This is a genomic window from Streptomyces sp. NBC_01571, assembly GCF_026339875.1.
Taxonomy (GTDB): Bacteria; Actinomycetota; Actinomycetes; order Streptomycetales; family Streptomycetaceae; genus Streptomyces.
In genome coordinates this window covers 6,833,903-6,847,938 of sequence record NZ_JAPEPZ010000001.1, presented here as the reverse complement: position 1 = coordinate 6,847,938, position 14,036 = coordinate 6,833,903, and the positions used below count along the sequence as shown (strand labels likewise).

19 protein-coding genes are annotated in these 14,036 nt (G+C 66.6%); 3 read left to right on the top strand and 16 right to left on the bottom strand.

The annotated features are described in order from the left end of the window. Window positions 1-60: 60 nt before the first annotated feature. From OHB41_RS30990 to OHB41_RS30925, 14 genes are all read right to left on the bottom strand, one after another. The gene (locus OHB41_RS30990) at window positions 61-1,434 is read right to left on the bottom strand and encodes a tyrosine-type recombinase/integrase (protein ID WP_266701383.1); all 1,374 of its coding nucleotides are present in this window, start codon (window positions 1,432-1,434) and stop codon (window positions 61-63) included. Next, window positions 1,431-1,601: a helix-turn-helix transcriptional regulator gene (locus OHB41_RS30985; protein WP_266706262.1), complete on the bottom strand. Its 171-nt coding sequence runs from the start codon at window positions 1,599-1,601 to the stop codon at window positions 1,431-1,433. The genes OHB41_RS30990 and OHB41_RS30985 overlap by 4 nt, the downstream gene beginning before the upstream one ends. A 20-nt stretch (window positions 1,602-1,621) precedes the next feature. Further along, window positions 1,622-2,938 carry a replication initiator gene (locus OHB41_RS30980; protein ID WP_266706260.1) on the bottom strand — a complete coding sequence of 439 codons (1,317 nt, stop codon included), beginning with the start codon at window positions 2,936-2,938 and terminating at the stop codon, window positions 1,622-1,624. 116 nt (window positions 2,939-3,054) lie between these two features. Further along, window positions 3,055-3,306: a SpdD protein gene (locus OHB41_RS30975; protein ID WP_153292900.1), complete on the bottom strand. Its 252-nt coding sequence runs from the start codon at window positions 3,304-3,306 to the stop codon at window positions 3,055-3,057. A 14-nt stretch (window positions 3,307-3,320) separates the two neighbouring features. Then, the gene (locus OHB41_RS30970; RefSeq protein ID WP_266701382.1) at window positions 3,321-3,515 is read right to left on the bottom strand and encodes a hypothetical protein; all 195 of its coding nucleotides are present in this window, start codon (window positions 3,513-3,515) and stop codon (window positions 3,321-3,323) included. Window positions 3,516-3,525: 10 nt separating this feature from the next. Continuing rightward, window positions 3,526-3,717, bottom strand: a complete 192-nt coding sequence (locus tag OHB41_RS30965; RefSeq protein WP_266701381.1) for a mobile element transfer protein — start codon at window positions 3,715-3,717, stop codon at window positions 3,526-3,528. Further along, window positions 3,717-3,908 carry a hypothetical protein gene (locus OHB41_RS30960; protein WP_266701380.1) on the bottom strand — a complete coding sequence of 64 codons (192 nt, stop codon included), beginning with the start codon at window positions 3,906-3,908 and terminating at the stop codon, window positions 3,717-3,719. The genes OHB41_RS30965 and OHB41_RS30960 overlap by 1 nt, the downstream gene beginning before the upstream one ends. An 18-nt stretch (window positions 3,909-3,926) precedes the next feature. Further along, window positions 3,927-4,559, bottom strand: coding sequence for a DUF2637 domain-containing protein (locus tag OHB41_RS30955; RefSeq protein ID WP_266701379.1), 633 nt, complete (start codon window positions 4,557-4,559; stop codon window positions 3,927-3,929). After that, window positions 4,556-4,765 carry a hypothetical protein gene (locus OHB41_RS30950; RefSeq protein WP_266701378.1) on the bottom strand — a complete coding sequence of 70 codons (210 nt, stop codon included), beginning with the start codon at window positions 4,763-4,765 and terminating at the stop codon, window positions 4,556-4,558. The genes OHB41_RS30955 and OHB41_RS30950 overlap by 4 nt, the downstream gene beginning before the upstream one ends. A gap of 78 nt (window positions 4,766-4,843) precedes the next feature. Continuing rightward, the gene (locus OHB41_RS30945; RefSeq protein ID WP_266701377.1) at window positions 4,844-6,220 is read right to left on the bottom strand and encodes an FtsK/SpoIIIE domain-containing protein; all 1,377 of its coding nucleotides are present in this window, start codon (window positions 6,218-6,220) and stop codon (window positions 4,844-4,846) included. A gap of 4 nt (window positions 6,221-6,224) precedes the next feature. Continuing rightward, entirely contained in the window at window positions 6,225-6,575 is a 351-nt protein-coding gene (locus tag OHB41_RS30940; protein ID WP_266701376.1) for an SCO3933 family regulatory protein, read from the bottom strand. A 123-nt stretch (window positions 6,576-6,698) separates the two neighbouring features. Next, entirely contained in the window at window positions 6,699-7,427 is a 729-nt protein-coding gene (locus OHB41_RS30935) for a GntR family transcriptional regulator (protein WP_266701375.1), read from the bottom strand. Window positions 7,428-7,516: 89 nt separating this feature from the next. Beyond that, window positions 7,517-7,957 (bottom strand): ATP-binding protein, encoded by a 441-nt coding sequence (locus OHB41_RS30930; protein WP_266701374.1) that lies wholly within the window; start codon window positions 7,955-7,957, stop codon window positions 7,517-7,519. Between the two features lie 282 nt (window positions 7,958-8,239). After that, window positions 8,240-8,980 carry a GntR family transcriptional regulator gene (locus tag OHB41_RS30925; protein ID WP_266701373.1) on the bottom strand — a complete coding sequence of 247 codons (741 nt, stop codon included), beginning with the start codon at window positions 8,978-8,980 and terminating at the stop codon, window positions 8,240-8,242. Between the two features lie 80 nt (window positions 8,981-9,060). Here OHB41_RS30925 and OHB41_RS30920 point away from each other — a divergent pair, with 80 nt between their 5' ends. After that, window positions 9,061-10,149, top strand: a complete 1,089-nt coding sequence (locus OHB41_RS30920; protein ID WP_266701372.1) for a DUF1152 domain-containing protein — start codon at window positions 9,061-9,063, stop codon at window positions 10,147-10,149. Continuing rightward, entirely contained in the window at window positions 10,146-10,931 is a 786-nt protein-coding gene (locus OHB41_RS30915; RefSeq protein ID WP_266701371.1) for a hypothetical protein, read from the top strand. The genes OHB41_RS30920 and OHB41_RS30915 overlap by 4 nt, the downstream gene beginning before the upstream one ends. Window positions 10,932-11,422: 491 nt before the next feature. Here the strand turns inward: OHB41_RS30915 and OHB41_RS30910 are convergent, their stop codons facing one another. Both OHB41_RS30910 and OHB41_RS52365 read right to left on the bottom strand, forming a co-directional pair. After that, the gene (locus tag OHB41_RS30910) at window positions 11,423-11,590 is read right to left on the bottom strand and encodes a hypothetical protein (RefSeq protein ID WP_266701370.1); all 168 of its coding nucleotides are present in this window, start codon (window positions 11,588-11,590) and stop codon (window positions 11,423-11,425) included. A gap of 42 nt (window positions 11,591-11,632) precedes the next feature. Then, window positions 11,633-12,673, bottom strand: coding sequence for a S8 family serine peptidase (locus tag OHB41_RS52365; RefSeq protein ID WP_353962907.1), 1,041 nt, complete (start codon window positions 12,671-12,673; stop codon window positions 11,633-11,635). Window positions 12,674-13,080: 407 nt separating this feature from the next. Between OHB41_RS52365 and OHB41_RS30905 the strand changes: the two genes are divergently transcribed. After that, the gene (locus OHB41_RS30905; protein WP_266701369.1) at window positions 13,081-13,710 is read left to right on the top strand and encodes a hypothetical protein; all 630 of its coding nucleotides are present in this window, start codon (window positions 13,081-13,083) and stop codon (window positions 13,708-13,710) included. Window positions 13,711-14,036: the final 326 nt, after the last annotated feature.

Below are 14,036 nucleotides of genomic sequence, written 5' to 3'. Positions count from 1 at the left end.
CCCAGGCAAACGACGACGCCCCCGGCACGCTGCCAAGGGCGTCGATGCGGTCGCTGTGACTTACTCGTACTCGCGAAGCAGGTCCTCGATACGCCGGTTGGCGACGTCCTGCCGTCCGTCGAGGCACTTCGCATAGCGAGTCAGTAGGACTTCGACACTGTTGCCGGCGCGCTCGGCCACCTCTGTGGGGTCGACGCCGGCATTGAGCCATGTCGACAGCGCCGAATGACGGAGGTCGTACGGCCGACTCGCGAGCGGCGAGGACGCCACGGCCGGCGGGAGCGCGAGGAGACGGGCCTCCTGCCACACGCGGTAGTACGTCGAGGACGGGACTACCGAACCCTTCTCGCTGAAGAAGAGGCGCCCGTCGTCCGCAGTGCCGAAGGTAGCCAGGTGCTCGCGAAGTGCGACCACGAGATGGGGCGGGATCGGCACCCGCCTGACGTCCTCAACCGGCCGGTTCTTCAGACCGCGGTCGTCGTGAGTCTCCCCCGAGTCGGTCCACTGCTTGCCGACCGACGGACGAGTCCGGTGAAGCAGCGCCGCTCCCCAGCCCTGTTCGGGAAGGCTCAGGTCCGTCTCGACGAGGCCGATCGCTTCAGCCGGCCGGAGACCGCCGAAGTACATCGCAGCGAAGAGACCCACCAGGCGCCGACCACGAGCCCGCCGGTAGCCGCCTACGTAGGAGACGGCCGCCAGGAGATTCCGGGCCTGCTCGGGGTTCGCGACGACGCGAGGGTCGACCTGGTTGGAGACCTTCGGCTTCTGCCAGCGGACAGCCGTGATCGGGTTTTCGCGCAGTTCCCCCAGGTCGACCGCGTAGTTGGCAGCGTTGACGAGGGTCCGCCGCTTCCGCCGCACGGTCTCGGCTGCCGCGGCCGTGCCGTCGAGCCTGAGCTTCAGCGAGTCCAGCACCGCACGCGCCGTGGCCGGTTCAGCGAGATCGGCCAGCGGTCGCGATGCCTTGGACACCCAGTGGAGAACATTCCGTACGTCGTCCGGGACGTCTCGGTCGTCCGGCCCCGGCAGGACGAAAGCCCAGTTGCGCAGCGCCTTACGGATGGCTTGGTCGGACGGCCGTCCAGCCCGCTCGTCGAGGAGCTCCACCGTCACGCTGGTAAGCGACTCATTGATGCCATCGCGCGTATTGGGAGCGGCGTGGGGCCATTTCATGGCGAGGTACCGGAGGGCGAAGTCGTACCAGGAAACAGCCGACTTCTTCGGTTCCATCGAGTCCGGAAGCCCGGATGCCTTGTAGAACTCCTCGCCGTCGCGCATCGCCCGCATCAGCTTCGAGCGGTAGTGGTCCGCGAGTGCCTTCGTGCGGAACGAGTCGGAGAAGACGTTGCCCGCCACAGACCACCGAACGCCGTACGAGGGCGTCTTCGTGTCACGCTTCCGAACGGCCCAGACCTTCACGCCAAGAGACTTCACGCCGCGGCCTCCAGCTCTCGCAGCCACGTGGAGAAATCACTTCGCCACACCCGGAGCTCCCCGTTGGGCAGCTTGAATGCGGCCGGCCCATGCCCCAGCTCACGCCAGCGATAAAACGTCCGGCGAGAAACCCCACCCAGCTCGTTCAGGATCTGGCGCACGGTCATCAGCTCATCGCGCTGCGGGTTCACGTCGGTTCTCCTTCCGTACCAGGGGCGGGTTCGAGCGACACGGACAGCCAGGCTTCGGCGGCCGAGAGGCCGGTTCCGGCGAAGACCCAGTGCGCGAGGACGTACGTCGTCTCGCACTCACGCTCGGGCAGCGCCGCGGCTGCTTGGGCTCGACGCCAGTCGGCACGGGCGGTGCGGAGCGCGCCGAGGGTGGTGGAGTAGCGGCGGGACTTGGTGGAGAAGTGGCCGCGGAAGCCGAGCATGTGAGCCCAGGCGCGTAAGCGGAGGTGTTCCAGGTCCTTGCGGGCCCCGAGCGTCCACGCGGTGCGGATCAGACGGCGGGCGTGTTCGCTGAGCCTGGCTTGGGCCAGCTCGGCGAGGAACCTGAGCGGGCGGTCGAGGGTGCCGGTCGTGGTCTCCGCGCCTTTGGTCGCGTACTTCGCGATGTACGACGCGACGGCCCGCTCGGTGAGCTCCTGGCCGCCGTCGAAGTCGGCGGAGCGGATCGGGCGCACGTCGAGTTGCCGGCCGAAGACGAAGCAGTGCTGACGGCCGTCGACTTCCGGCCCGTCGACGCGGGCGGCGGCCGCTGCGGCACGGATCGCGTTGGTCAGCAGCTCGGCAGTCGCCCAGGCCGGAGGCGCGGTGTCACCGCCCTCGGGGCCGTCCAGGCGGATGACCGCGTGGAAGTGGACCGCGCCGCGCTTCTGGTACTCGGCCACCTTCGCGAAGGAGACACGGGCGTGATGGCGAAGGGCTCGTTGAGTGAGACCGGCGCGCTTGGCGACCTCCCGGCGGAGGTAGATCGAGAAGCGACGCCAGAGGGCTCCGGCATGTGCGTTCCAGAGAACGGCCGCTTCGTAGTCGTAGTAGTCGGGAGTGAGCGGCGTCCCCAGGATCGGGTCCTGGTCGTCGTGGTGGGTGCCGCAGCGGCAGGCCCGGCCGCCTGTGGGGCGGTTGTGGACGGGGCCGAAGCCGGGTGCGGTGAATGTGGCGAAGACGCGTGGGTGTGTGGCCACCTGGTCCGAAGTGCCCTTACCGCCACGGAGTCCCGCGGTGATCAGGTGGAAGGTGTCGCGGCGGTAGGTCTCGGCACAGGCCGAACAGCGGGTCGCGCGTCGGTTGTTGCAGCGGACGAGGAGGTTGCCGGCCGGGAGGGCGGTCGAGTCGAGGTGGTGCAGGGCAGGGCCGATCTCGCCGGTCGTGGTGTCGACCGCGTACTCGGTGCGGTGACCGTCGAGGCGGACAGGGCGAGTGCAACCGCCCAAGGTGGAAAGCTGGCGGGCCAGTTCGGGCAGGGTGCCTATGGATGCCAGCGTGGAGAGTTCCGCCAGCGGGGGCGGAGGCTGCCGGGTGATGATGAGAGTTCCTCTCGGCTGTTTCGGTGGTTCGGAGGGACGGCCCCGGGGCGGCGGGATGCTTGGCGGCTTGTTGCCGCCCCGGCGGCCGGTCAGCGCTTGTTCGCGCCGGTGACCAGGGAGCGCAGTACCACGGCGGCGATGGCCACGGACACGGCCGTGACGGCGACGACTGCGAGGAGTGCGGTCAGGACGACCCCGACGACGACCACCGCGGCGACCGCGCCCACGTACGGGCTCAGGGAGTGGCGGCCGGCGGAGGGTGCCGGGGTGTGGGTGTGGTGAGGGCTCAGCGCGTTCGAGCCGGGCAGCGTCGGGACGTCGGGCAGCTTGGGGCGGAACACGGCGGGTCTCCTTCTCAGTCGTGGGTGCCGTTGACGACGTCGACACCGGAGCGGGTGCCGGAGTCGATGACCGGGCCGAGGAAGGTCCTGGAGAGCAGGAAACCGAACAGGGCGACCACGACGACGATCCAGACGCGGACGCCCAGGAACTTGATCGCGGCCCAGGCGATGAGCCCCAGGACGAGGACGAGCGGCAGCGAGACGGTCATGGGAGCTCCCTCAGCGGGTGGCGCAGCGGTGGGTGCGCGCGGCGAGTTCGGCGGCGGCGCGGCTGTCGTAGTCGGTGGAGAAGCCGCAGCGCGGTGCGGTGCAGGCGGCGGCGTGCTTCTCTCGGCCACGGCCGTCGTAGTACGTGGCGACCTGGACGGGGCCGATGCGGACGACGCGGCGGAAGCGCGGGTTCGCGGGCATCAGTCGGTTCCCTTCCTGTTCTCTCCGGTGAAGTCGGCGACGTGGCTGACCAGCCAGGCCTTGATCTCCTCGCCCTCGTAGAAGTCGGCGGCGAGGATGACCGGCTCGGCGATCAACATGGCTTCGGTGAGCCGGTTCTGTCGGGTGAGCTCGGCAGCGCGGTTCAGCGCGCGGAGCGTGGACGGGCGCACGGTGGGATGTCCTCCGGGTCAGGCGAGTTGGGCGGCGATGGCTTCGGCGAGCGGCAGCGGGACGCCGAGGCGGGCGCGCAGGGTCGAGGTGTCGATGGCCGTGCCCGTCCGGGTGCGGTGTTCGTCGGCGACCTTGTGGGCCAGCGCGACGAGGGCGGGCGGCACGGCGGCATTGAGAGGGGAATGGGCGGTGGACGGCTGGGGAGCCGGGGCGATCGGTTCGTTCTCGTCCATCCGGGCGGGTGTGCTTTCCCGTCCTGGTTCCGGTTCCGGTTCCGGCGCCGCGACGTGGCCTCGGTGGGCCAGCAGGGTTCCGCCGAGGAAGGCGACTGCGGGCCATCCGGCGACAAGGATCCGCAGCCAGGCGGGAACGTGGTCCAGGTCGAGGAGGCCGGCGGTCGAAACGTTGGCTCCGAGCGAGGCCGTCAGAGCGACGAGGAACCAGACCCACGCCGCGGCTTTCGGTCCTCCGGTGCGGAGTCGGTGCCAGGCGGCGACGAGAAGCAGGTCGACCGAGACCGGATAGGCCCAGGCCTTCCATCCGCTCTGTCCGGCAGCGGCGGCGAGGTCGTGCAGGTGGGCGAAGGACAGGGCCCCGGCGATGACGGCTTGGACCAGGACCGCGTCCGCACGGAAGACGGGGCGGGTCATCGGGGCGTTTCACCGGGGTAGGCCGGGCCGTCGTCGGGGTCGTAGCCGGGCGGGAAGATGCCGGGCGGCGGCTCCGGGAGGGACGCGGCCAGGGACACGCCCACGGCGTCCACGAATGTCGCGTCGGCGTCCGACCGGTCGGCGTACAGGGCGAGTTGTCCCAGCAGGACGACGGTTCGGGCGAAGTCCTCGCAGTCGGGGCACATGGTGGGTGCACTCCTCCTTTCGGGCATGGCGGGGTAGGGACCTGACGCTTGGGCGCGTCGAGTCGGGGCGGGTTGGTCCTACTCGACGACCGGCCGGGGGTGGCTCAGCGGCTCGGCAGGCTTCGCGGCCGGTGGCGGAAGGACGTAGGGCTTGAAGGGAGAGAGCGCCGGTACGTCCGGGGCGAGGTGAGCCGTGCCGCAGCAGGTAGCGGCGGCGTCGGCCAGCGAGATGTGCGGGGTCCGGATTCGGGACCAGCCGCCGGAGGTGTCACCGGCGACGGCGAGCCCGGGGCGCTCGGCGGGAATGGAGCAAGCGGCGGACACGGCTTCCGGCGCGATGTCGCCGAGTGCCATCTTCGCGGAGGCTTCGTCGTTGACGCGGTGGGAGACGCGGCCGGTGAGCTGGGCGCGGAGCATGGTGGCGCCCTTGCCCAGCTCGGCGCCGAAGCGCTGCCCGCAGACCTCCAGGTAGATGCCGGCCGCGCGGCCGAGCTGGGCGAGTCGGATGAGGTGGGTGACCATCTCGTCCCGTCGTTCCTCTTCCTTGCGTGTCGCGACGAGGAAGAGCTCCGCGACCTCGTCGACGAACAGCACGACCGGGGACGGGCGTTCGTCTTCCGGCAGACCCCAGATGTCGGAGGTGATCAGTTCGTCGGGGGTGCCCGGGGCGGTGCCCTGTCGGGCCTTGATCAGGTCGTACCGGTCCTCCATTTCCTTCACGAGCACCGGCAGCAGTTCGGCCGCCTGCTCAGGGTCGGTCGCCAGGGCGGAGAGCCGGGCGGCGAACGGAGAGAGTTCAACACCCCGCTTGCAGTCGATACCGACCAGGACGACGGGTTGCGCGGCCAGGCCGGCGATCAGGTTGCGCAGGTACATGGACTTGCCCGAGAGCGTCGCGCCGAGGACGAGTTCGTGCGGTACGGCCCGGTAGTCACGGACGAACGCGGTCGCGTCCTCCCGCAGCGCCACCGGCACCCGTAAGAGATCGGTCCCGGTCCGGCGCGGCATCCGCACTCTCCGCAGGACGTCGAAGCCGACGAGCCGCAGTTCGACGACTCCGGGCTTGATGTCCCGTACGTACACGGCGTGAACGCCCCAGGCGTGCCGGAGGCGTTCGGCCGAGGCCGCCAGGTCCGCGGGTTCCTGACCCGGGGCGAGCCTGAGCCGCATACGCAGACCGGTCGAGGTGGGCCGGATGACGCCCCGGCGGGGCGGTACCGGACGGACCTCACGTCGAGTGGTCGCCCTGACCGCCAGGGCCCGCCAGCGGGGAGGCTCGACGGTCAGACCGCATGCGTCCATGGTCGAGGAGTAGGAGCCCAGCAGCCGAGCCACCGAGACCGGCAGCCCGACCGTGGACCAGTACGCGGCGGGGTGAGCATGCTTGAGGTAGGCCGTGCCGCCTATCGCGGCGAAGGCCCCGCCCAGCTCGGCCACCGTCACCAGGTCGGTCACGCGATCAGCCCGCCTCAGCCATCGAGAAGGCCCCCGGCATGACGGCGGTCGCCCGGTAGGCGATGCCGTGGCGCTGCTGGCCGTTGAACACGCTCTGCCAAGGGCGGGCCACCAGGCCGGGCAGCGCGACCGGGGCTCCGACAGTCAGCCCGTCCGTGACGCCGCTTTCAGGGACCGTGACCTGAATCAGGGCCGATTCGCCGTCGTCGATGTAGACGACTCCCAGGGTCATCAGGGTCTCGCCGCTCACGGCGTCCTTGGCGATCTCACCGGTCTGCCGGTCACGCACCTTCGGCGCCGGCGCTTCGGTGAGCAGGATCGTGGCGGACGAGGCATCGATACGGATCACACGCACAGAGAGTCTCCTTCTGAGGATGATCAACCCATCACCTGACAGGTTGACTTAGCAAGTTCAAAATTAGAGTTGCCAGGTTGACTTGTCAAGTGCGATTCCGCCCCAACGGCCGCCATCCTGGGGCTAGTTCAAGCGGTACGTATCTTCGAGCTCCTGCCGATCGGCAGGAAGCAGCACGTCGGAAACCTGTAGCGCCTGGCCCGCGGCATCGAAGGCGGCCACCAGAACGCTGAGGACGGGCACACCGTCGGGCAGGCCGAGGAGCTCCGCTTCGCCGGCATCCGCCAGCCGGGCGGAGACCCGCTCCATCACATGGTCGTAGCGGACTTTCTTCCGCCCCTCCAAGTGTTCCCGGATCCCGACGCCCAACGGCTCGGAGCTCCCGAGGTCGGTGCCGTCGACCAGGCCGGCGGGGAAGTACGACGAGACGAGTTCGACCGCCTCCCCCTCGTCCTCGACCAGGAACCGGCGCATCAGGACTTCGGCGCGCTTGGGCAGCCCGAGCACCGAGGCGACTCGCGCCGGAACGAACACTCGATCAACAGCGACCAACCGCCCCGGAGTCTGCGACTCGTCACGCTCCAGCGTTTCCCGCCCGCGCCGACTCTTCTGCTCGACGACAGCCGGCCGACCCCGCACGATCGTGCCGAAGCCCTGCCGGGACTCCAGCCAGCCATCACGCTTCAGCAGTTCCAGAGCCCGGACGACGGTAGGCCGCGACATCCCGAACGCCTGGACCAACTGGTTCTCGCTGGGCACCCGAGTGCCTGGCGCGTACGTGCCGTCCTCAATGCGGCTCTGGATCGTCTGGGCGAGGCGGACGTACTTAGGTGCCGCCACTTCATACGCCATGAACGCCGCCTGTCGAGATTGGCCAAGTCAACTGGTCAACCAGACTAGCGAGAAATCCTGTTGCGCAGTACTGCTGCGCTGCGGCCACCTCAGCTGTCGGGCCAGGCATCGGCCATCACGAAGGAGACGACCGTGCCACCGAAGCGACTGGGACCCGACCGCCAGGACTCCGCGATGGAATCTACGAGCAGCAAGCCGCGTCCATGCGCCTCATTGGCCCCAGGGCGCCGCAGCCGCACGTTCGCCGGATACCCCGGGTTGTGCACATCGACCCGGAGTGAGGCCCCCTCGCGGAACCACTCGATCTGGACGATCCACGGGTCGTCCGAGTGCCCGTAGACGATGGCGTTGGTCACCAGCTCGGAGACCATCAGTACGCAGTCGTCCACCGAGCAGGCCGGGTTGTACGGAGCGATGAACTTCCGGAACCAGCGCCGGGCCCGGGGCACAGACTCCGCGACGGGGTGCAAGGTCATCGCACCGAGCCGCGGCGAGTCCGCAGAGGGATGGCGGTCGATCAGGTAACTCATCCGCGTTCACTCCCTGCCGCTGCCGTCGCAATCGAGGCAGCGCCGTTTCGATGTGGGACGGACACGGTCATTGACGGTGGTGAGCGCCAGGGCCGTGCGGGAGCCGACTCGCTTCCAGCCGCGCCCACGACATCCCCGGCAAGGTAAGTGCGCGCCTTGATCCGGCCGCCGACTCGTCACACCGCGCCCCCTTCAGTAAGTGGCCTTAGCCACTTACTGGATAGTGGCATTAGCCACCTGGGGAGTGCAAGCGGTTCGCCGAAACGACCAACCGTTCGACAGTCAGGTGAGCGGATACCCCTGCTCGAACGCCCAGCGATGCGGAGGGTAGGTGGCTTCGGCGAACTCCAAAGGCCGGTCCTGGAGGTCGAACACCACATGGTTCACGATCAAGACCGCTGAACCCGCCTCCAGTTGGAGGTCCTGCGACTCCTCGTCCGTCGCCTGGCGAGCACACATACGGTCCTCGGCGTAGCTCCCCTGCCGTCCCGTCATGGTCTCGACGTACATCAGGGTCCCCTCCTGGATCCGCTCGGGCTCAAGGAGCTTGGGCGCCCGTTCTCCCACGTCGGGCGCGAACCACGAAGTGGACAAGGTGATGGGTCCGCTCTGATCGTTGGTCACGCGCCGGCGGTGCACGGCCCGCCGATCCTTCGTCAAGCCCAGCGCCTCAGCGACGTGATCCGGAGCGTCCAGCCAACCGGCCGAGGTGATGATCGCGTACTCACCGGAGGTGTAGATCTTCCCCGTCTGCCGGGCTCTGCCGTACAACTCCCGCGCCCGCCGGTTGACTTCCAGACTGCGTACGTACGTTCCGGACCCCTGCCGCTTCTCGACGAGCCCCTGATGACTCAAAGCCTCCAACGACCGTGCGGCTGTCGGCCTGGAAACCTTCCAGGTGGAAGCCAACTGCCGTTCCGACGGGACCTCGTCCCCTGGCCGCAGGTCGCCTCGAAGGATCTGATCGCGGATGTAGTGGGCGATCTGGAGATACTTCGGCTGCGCTTCCTCGATCTGAGGCATGTCCCCTCCTTCTCAAGTGGCTATGGCCTCTGGCCACTATAGGGTGACTGGTCAATTACCGAACCCGTAGTGTTGGGGACATGACGCGGTTGATCGTCGCAGCAGGAGGAGGGGGCGACGCTGTCGCCGCCGCAATGCTTGACGCCGCCCTGTACGGCGACGAGGACGACCGGGCGGTGATCTTCACGTACGCGTGGGACCGCCTGCTGATCGACCCGGTGCCGGGCCCACGAGGGCCCGACAACTTCTCGGGCCTCGAACCCGTGACACCCGCGGTCTGGTCGGTACCGGCCACAGCCCGTCCGATCCCGCCGGCGGGATCCACGCTCCCCCGACTGGCCGCAGAGCTCCCGCACACGTTCGCCTTGATCGACCCCCACCACGGCGCCGCGGGCATCGCGCGCCAACTAGATGAACTGGTGGGCCACTTCCGTCCGACCTCGATCGATCTTCTCGACGTCGGCGGCGACATCCTCGCGCGAGGCGATGAGCCGACCCTCAAGAGCCCGCTCGGAGACGCCCTGACACTGGCAGCGTGCTCCCAGCTGAACGCCCCCGTGCGACTGCTGGTCGCCGGCCCAGGCCTGGACGGCGAACTCCCACTCGACGACCTGCGGAGCCTGCTCGGCCCCCTCGTACACAGGTTCACCGCACAGGACACGGAACCGATTAGCTCGGTCCTGGAATGGCACCCCTCCGAGGCAACCGGGATGCTCGCCGCCACGGCACGAGGCGTCCGAGGTACCTGCGAAGTCCGGGACGCCGGGCTCCCCATCCCGCTCACGGACGAGGGCCCCACGGTCCACGTAGTCGACCTGGACGACGCGCTGAGCCGCAACGAACTGGCCCGCGCCATCCTGTCGACGAACACCTTGGACGAGGCCGAGGCACTCAGCCGGGAGATTTGCGGCTACTCGGAGATCGACTACGAACGCAACAAGGCGGCATGGCTCAAGGACCAGCCGGCGGTCACGCTCGATCCCGACACGGTGCTTTCCCAGCTCGGCGAGTTCGAGAACGAGGCCCGGGGCCGCGGAGTCAGCCATACGACGTTCCGCCGGCTTACGGAGGTGCTGAACCTCAGCGGCTCCCAACGTGGTGATCTGCGCCGACTACTGATCAGCACCCGCCCGGAGCGCTACACAGCACCCCTGTGGCGAATCACGTGAGGAACGACCAGGTACCTCCCATCGTCGCTCGTCTGCCCGACCCGCACCGGATTCTCACCCAGACCAACTGGGCAGAGCTGAACCACGCCTACGGACTGGCGACGGACGCGCCCAAGATGCTGGTAGCGCTGCTGGACACAGATCAGACCACGAGGACGAAGGCCCTTGCCTACGTTCACGGCATCCTGCATCACCAGAACACGATCTATGAGGCAACAGTCCCCACGGCGCTCTACCTGGCCGCGATCCTGACCGACCCGAGAACGACACTCCCGGTCGACAAGAACCGCCGAGACGCCCCCGGCTGCATGCGGGCCGAACTACTGGCCTGGATCGGCTCTGTTGCCGACGAGGTGACCGACGAGATCGATGCCGCGAGCCGCCTCCATGGGTTCCCTCTCGACAGCTATCCGCCCGCCGCGGCCATCCGGCAAACCAGACCGCAGTTGTTCGCCGCCGCATTCGCGTACGTCCATGACGCCGACCGGCATGTGAGCGAAGCGGCGATCGCAGCATGCATCCCGCTCCTGGACGACGCGGAGTTGCTGCCCCACCGAGCGACGCTGGTACCCCTGCTCCGCGAGGTCCTCGGAACCAGCGAGCGGTGGCAGCACCGGGAACGGGCCATCGATGCACTCGACGCTTGGGGCGAGGACTCGTCTGGGCTGGAAGGCCAACGGAATCCTTTCCTCTTCTGCGACAGCGACCTAACGGCGGACAGCTTCCCTTTGCCCACAGGCCCTAGCCTCGGCGAGAGCTACGGCGAAAGGCCACCGTTCTAGCTCCGGCCGGACCGTGATCATGAGCGCACCCGTCGGTGAGTTACAACCTTCTCTACTGGTTCAAGCACCCGGCTCCGCTCCGCCGGGCGGGCTTCCCGGCTCTGCTCGGGGCACCGCTCCTGCCTTCGGCCCGCTCCGCCCCGGCTGCGCCGACGCCCGCCCACCGTAGATAGGCCCGGAAGGCATGAGGCGAGCACCCGGCACGTTCACGGTCACAGACGATGCCTCCGGCGGGGGATCGGCCGGCACCGGGATGGAGGGGGCGCCGTTCCCGGCCGCGGGCACATCGTCGCGAGCGTGGTGGGCTTCCATCCCGTCCACCGTCGACCCAGGCAGAGCCGAGCAGACGCGGCCCATGGCGTCCAGGTCGCTCGTACAGTGGCGCGCTCCACCTGGACGCCATGAACCACGCCCACTCCACAGACGTGTGGGTCGACGGCGGACGGGATGGAAGCCTGGGTCAGTGGTGGCTAGAGGTGGAAACGTTGCGGTCAGCGAGTGGCAGGAGTAAAACCGCGCTCAGTCAAAAGACTGATTTCGTAGCCTCCCTCACCATGGACCAAAGTATCCGACTGCCAATCAAGCGCAACATCATCCAAACCGTGATTGCGCACCAGGTAGTCATAGTTGCGTAGGGCGACGATCGTCTCCTCAGTCATGAGAGTAATCGTAGTCCGGCTGCCTTGAGCCTTGCAGGTAAATCACGGTCGAATGCGGCCACGCTGTTGGACTCTCGGCACACGACTGCGAATCTCTGCGTAAACGGGAGGGAGCAATTCATCAACCCAAAATCGGACAGCAAGGGCATACGACTGCTTACTACGCTTCGGCGCCCATCGGCGAGTGTTCTGGACAGCCAGCAGAAACTCCTGCGGCCCGTCCCCCAAGCGCGTGAGCGACTGCTTCCACGTATAGCGACCGAGCTGATTCACGCCTTGAGACCTGACGGTCTTGTTCGGGGTAAACCTGATCCGATTCCTCGGGCTGAGTTGCGACAAACGAGAGCCCGCGCCGGCAGCAGCGCCAGAGATCTTTTCATCGAGGAACAGACGAACAGCGTCGTCAGGAGATAGGCCCCGCACCATTTCAAATTCCATTCGGCTACCCAGGTAGTCGAGCCGTCTCGCGCGAACGGGTGGATCATAGGAGAGGGAAACAGAAATGCCTCGGTCGGCACGTCTTCCTTGGAAGAAGGAATCAGGTATCGGTAGAGCGTACAAATGTACGTCGTCCATATCGATCTCGTCCTCCGCATAGAGAACAGCCCCTCGTGGTTCACTTGTCAACGAGGTACTCAACGAAGGAGTGCCGTATCCGGACGCTTTACGAACGACCTTTTCCCGCTCGCCAGCGGTGAAACCAGAGACACCTTGAGTGAAATCTGTGGCAGGAGCGCACGATTGCAAGATGAGAGCACGAATGAAGTTGGCGGAAGCCTCAGGGTAAAGGGATTGGACACCCGCTCCTAGGCGAGCCACTACCGGTGCCGCAAAGCTCGATCCAATATCATGGGTAAGGACACCGGTGGAACTTGGCCGACCATCAGCGACAAGGAGCTTGGCTTCGTCCACCTCACGAAGACCCCAGGATCCGAGTTCTTGAGCAAGCGTCCCTGCTGCGACCATCATCTCGGGCTTAACCGCACCCGAAATACCCTCGCCTGCACGAGAGATAGGAGAAGGCCAGCCCTTCTTTCCAACTGGGCGGGTACCTCGGATTCGGCACGGGGGCGATGGACGCATGGCGCAACCTCAAATGGCGTATGTGGAGCACACCGAACTGCAGCTGGCGCGATCGCTGGCCACATTCATCAGGAAGCCTATCGAGGGTGGCGTCGCGGTAACGGGTCCCTGTCCTACCTGCTCTCACATTTTTACGTTTTCGATTATTTACGAACCTCAGTTGGTGACTCCAGGCAGTTCACTGACGGGACAATCGGCGGGGCGAGGACTCACCGACCCGGCTCCCAACTACCTGATTCGCTGTTCCTGCACTGAAGAACACCCCGGACGTCCTGCGCAAGGCTCAGGATGCGGCGCAATGGCTTTCTTCAAGATTAAGCATTGAGTAGCCTATGAGAATCTTCAGGAAGCGACGAAACGTCGAAGATCTAAGTAAGGTACCCGTCGGCAATCTTATCTTTGAGCCGGTGGACCTTCTGGTAACCCAGGAGGACCTGAAGTGGGATCAGCGAGCCGAAGAAGCGCGATTCAGCGGCCTGGCAGCAGTTCAGGCCTCGGCTGAGCGCTGGGGCGCTACGATCCTGGTGATCACAGGGCTACTAACAGCACTAACGGTGGTGCGAGGGCCAAGCGACCTGGCCGCCCTACGGGACACTAATTTCAAGATTGCCGTAGGTATTGCTTCACTATGTGCTCTGTTGGTTGCTTTGGCCAGCGTTGTTCTAGCGGCATTGGCGGCCCAAGGACAGGCTGTACGCATACATCCAACCGGCGATCAATTCCGCCGGGAGTCTTTGGAAGGCGCCGAGCTCGCCCACAACCGACTCCAGTTGAGCCGCTTCCTTTCTTTGTTTGTCATTCCTCTCTACCTGGTTGCAGTGGCTATCATGGCATACGCCCCCCAGGCCAGCGATAAGCCCCCGCAAATCACTATCACCGACAAGTCCGGTACCCGTTACTGCGGCAATTCGGCTAGGATAGTTCAGGGCTTCTGGATTATTGAGACCGATATCGGAACTTCCGGTCGAGTCAAGCTATCTGACGTTGCATCCGTCGGCCCTGTAGAGACATGCGAAAAAACTAAGAAACAGAGCTAACGGTCTGCTCTATGGCGCGCACACCGAGGCGAATTCAGGTATCTGTGACCGTGAGCACTATTCGCTATCGGCCGCAGCCCAATACTATGGCGTCAGCAGCGCGCGCATCCTTGCCGCGCGGGAGGCATTGTGGCTCTGGACGCGAAAGGGCCGGGGGTCTCGATCGGCGCGAATCAGCCTGCCGGCTAGCAACCTACTCCTGGACTATCTGTGGACGGGAGCAATCCAGCGAGCTATGCCAGTGACGCTGAGCTGCTACTTCCCTCACAACGCACGGGCCCTCCGGACACGCTCCCCAAGGCTGCAGGTTCATCGTGCGATGCTCG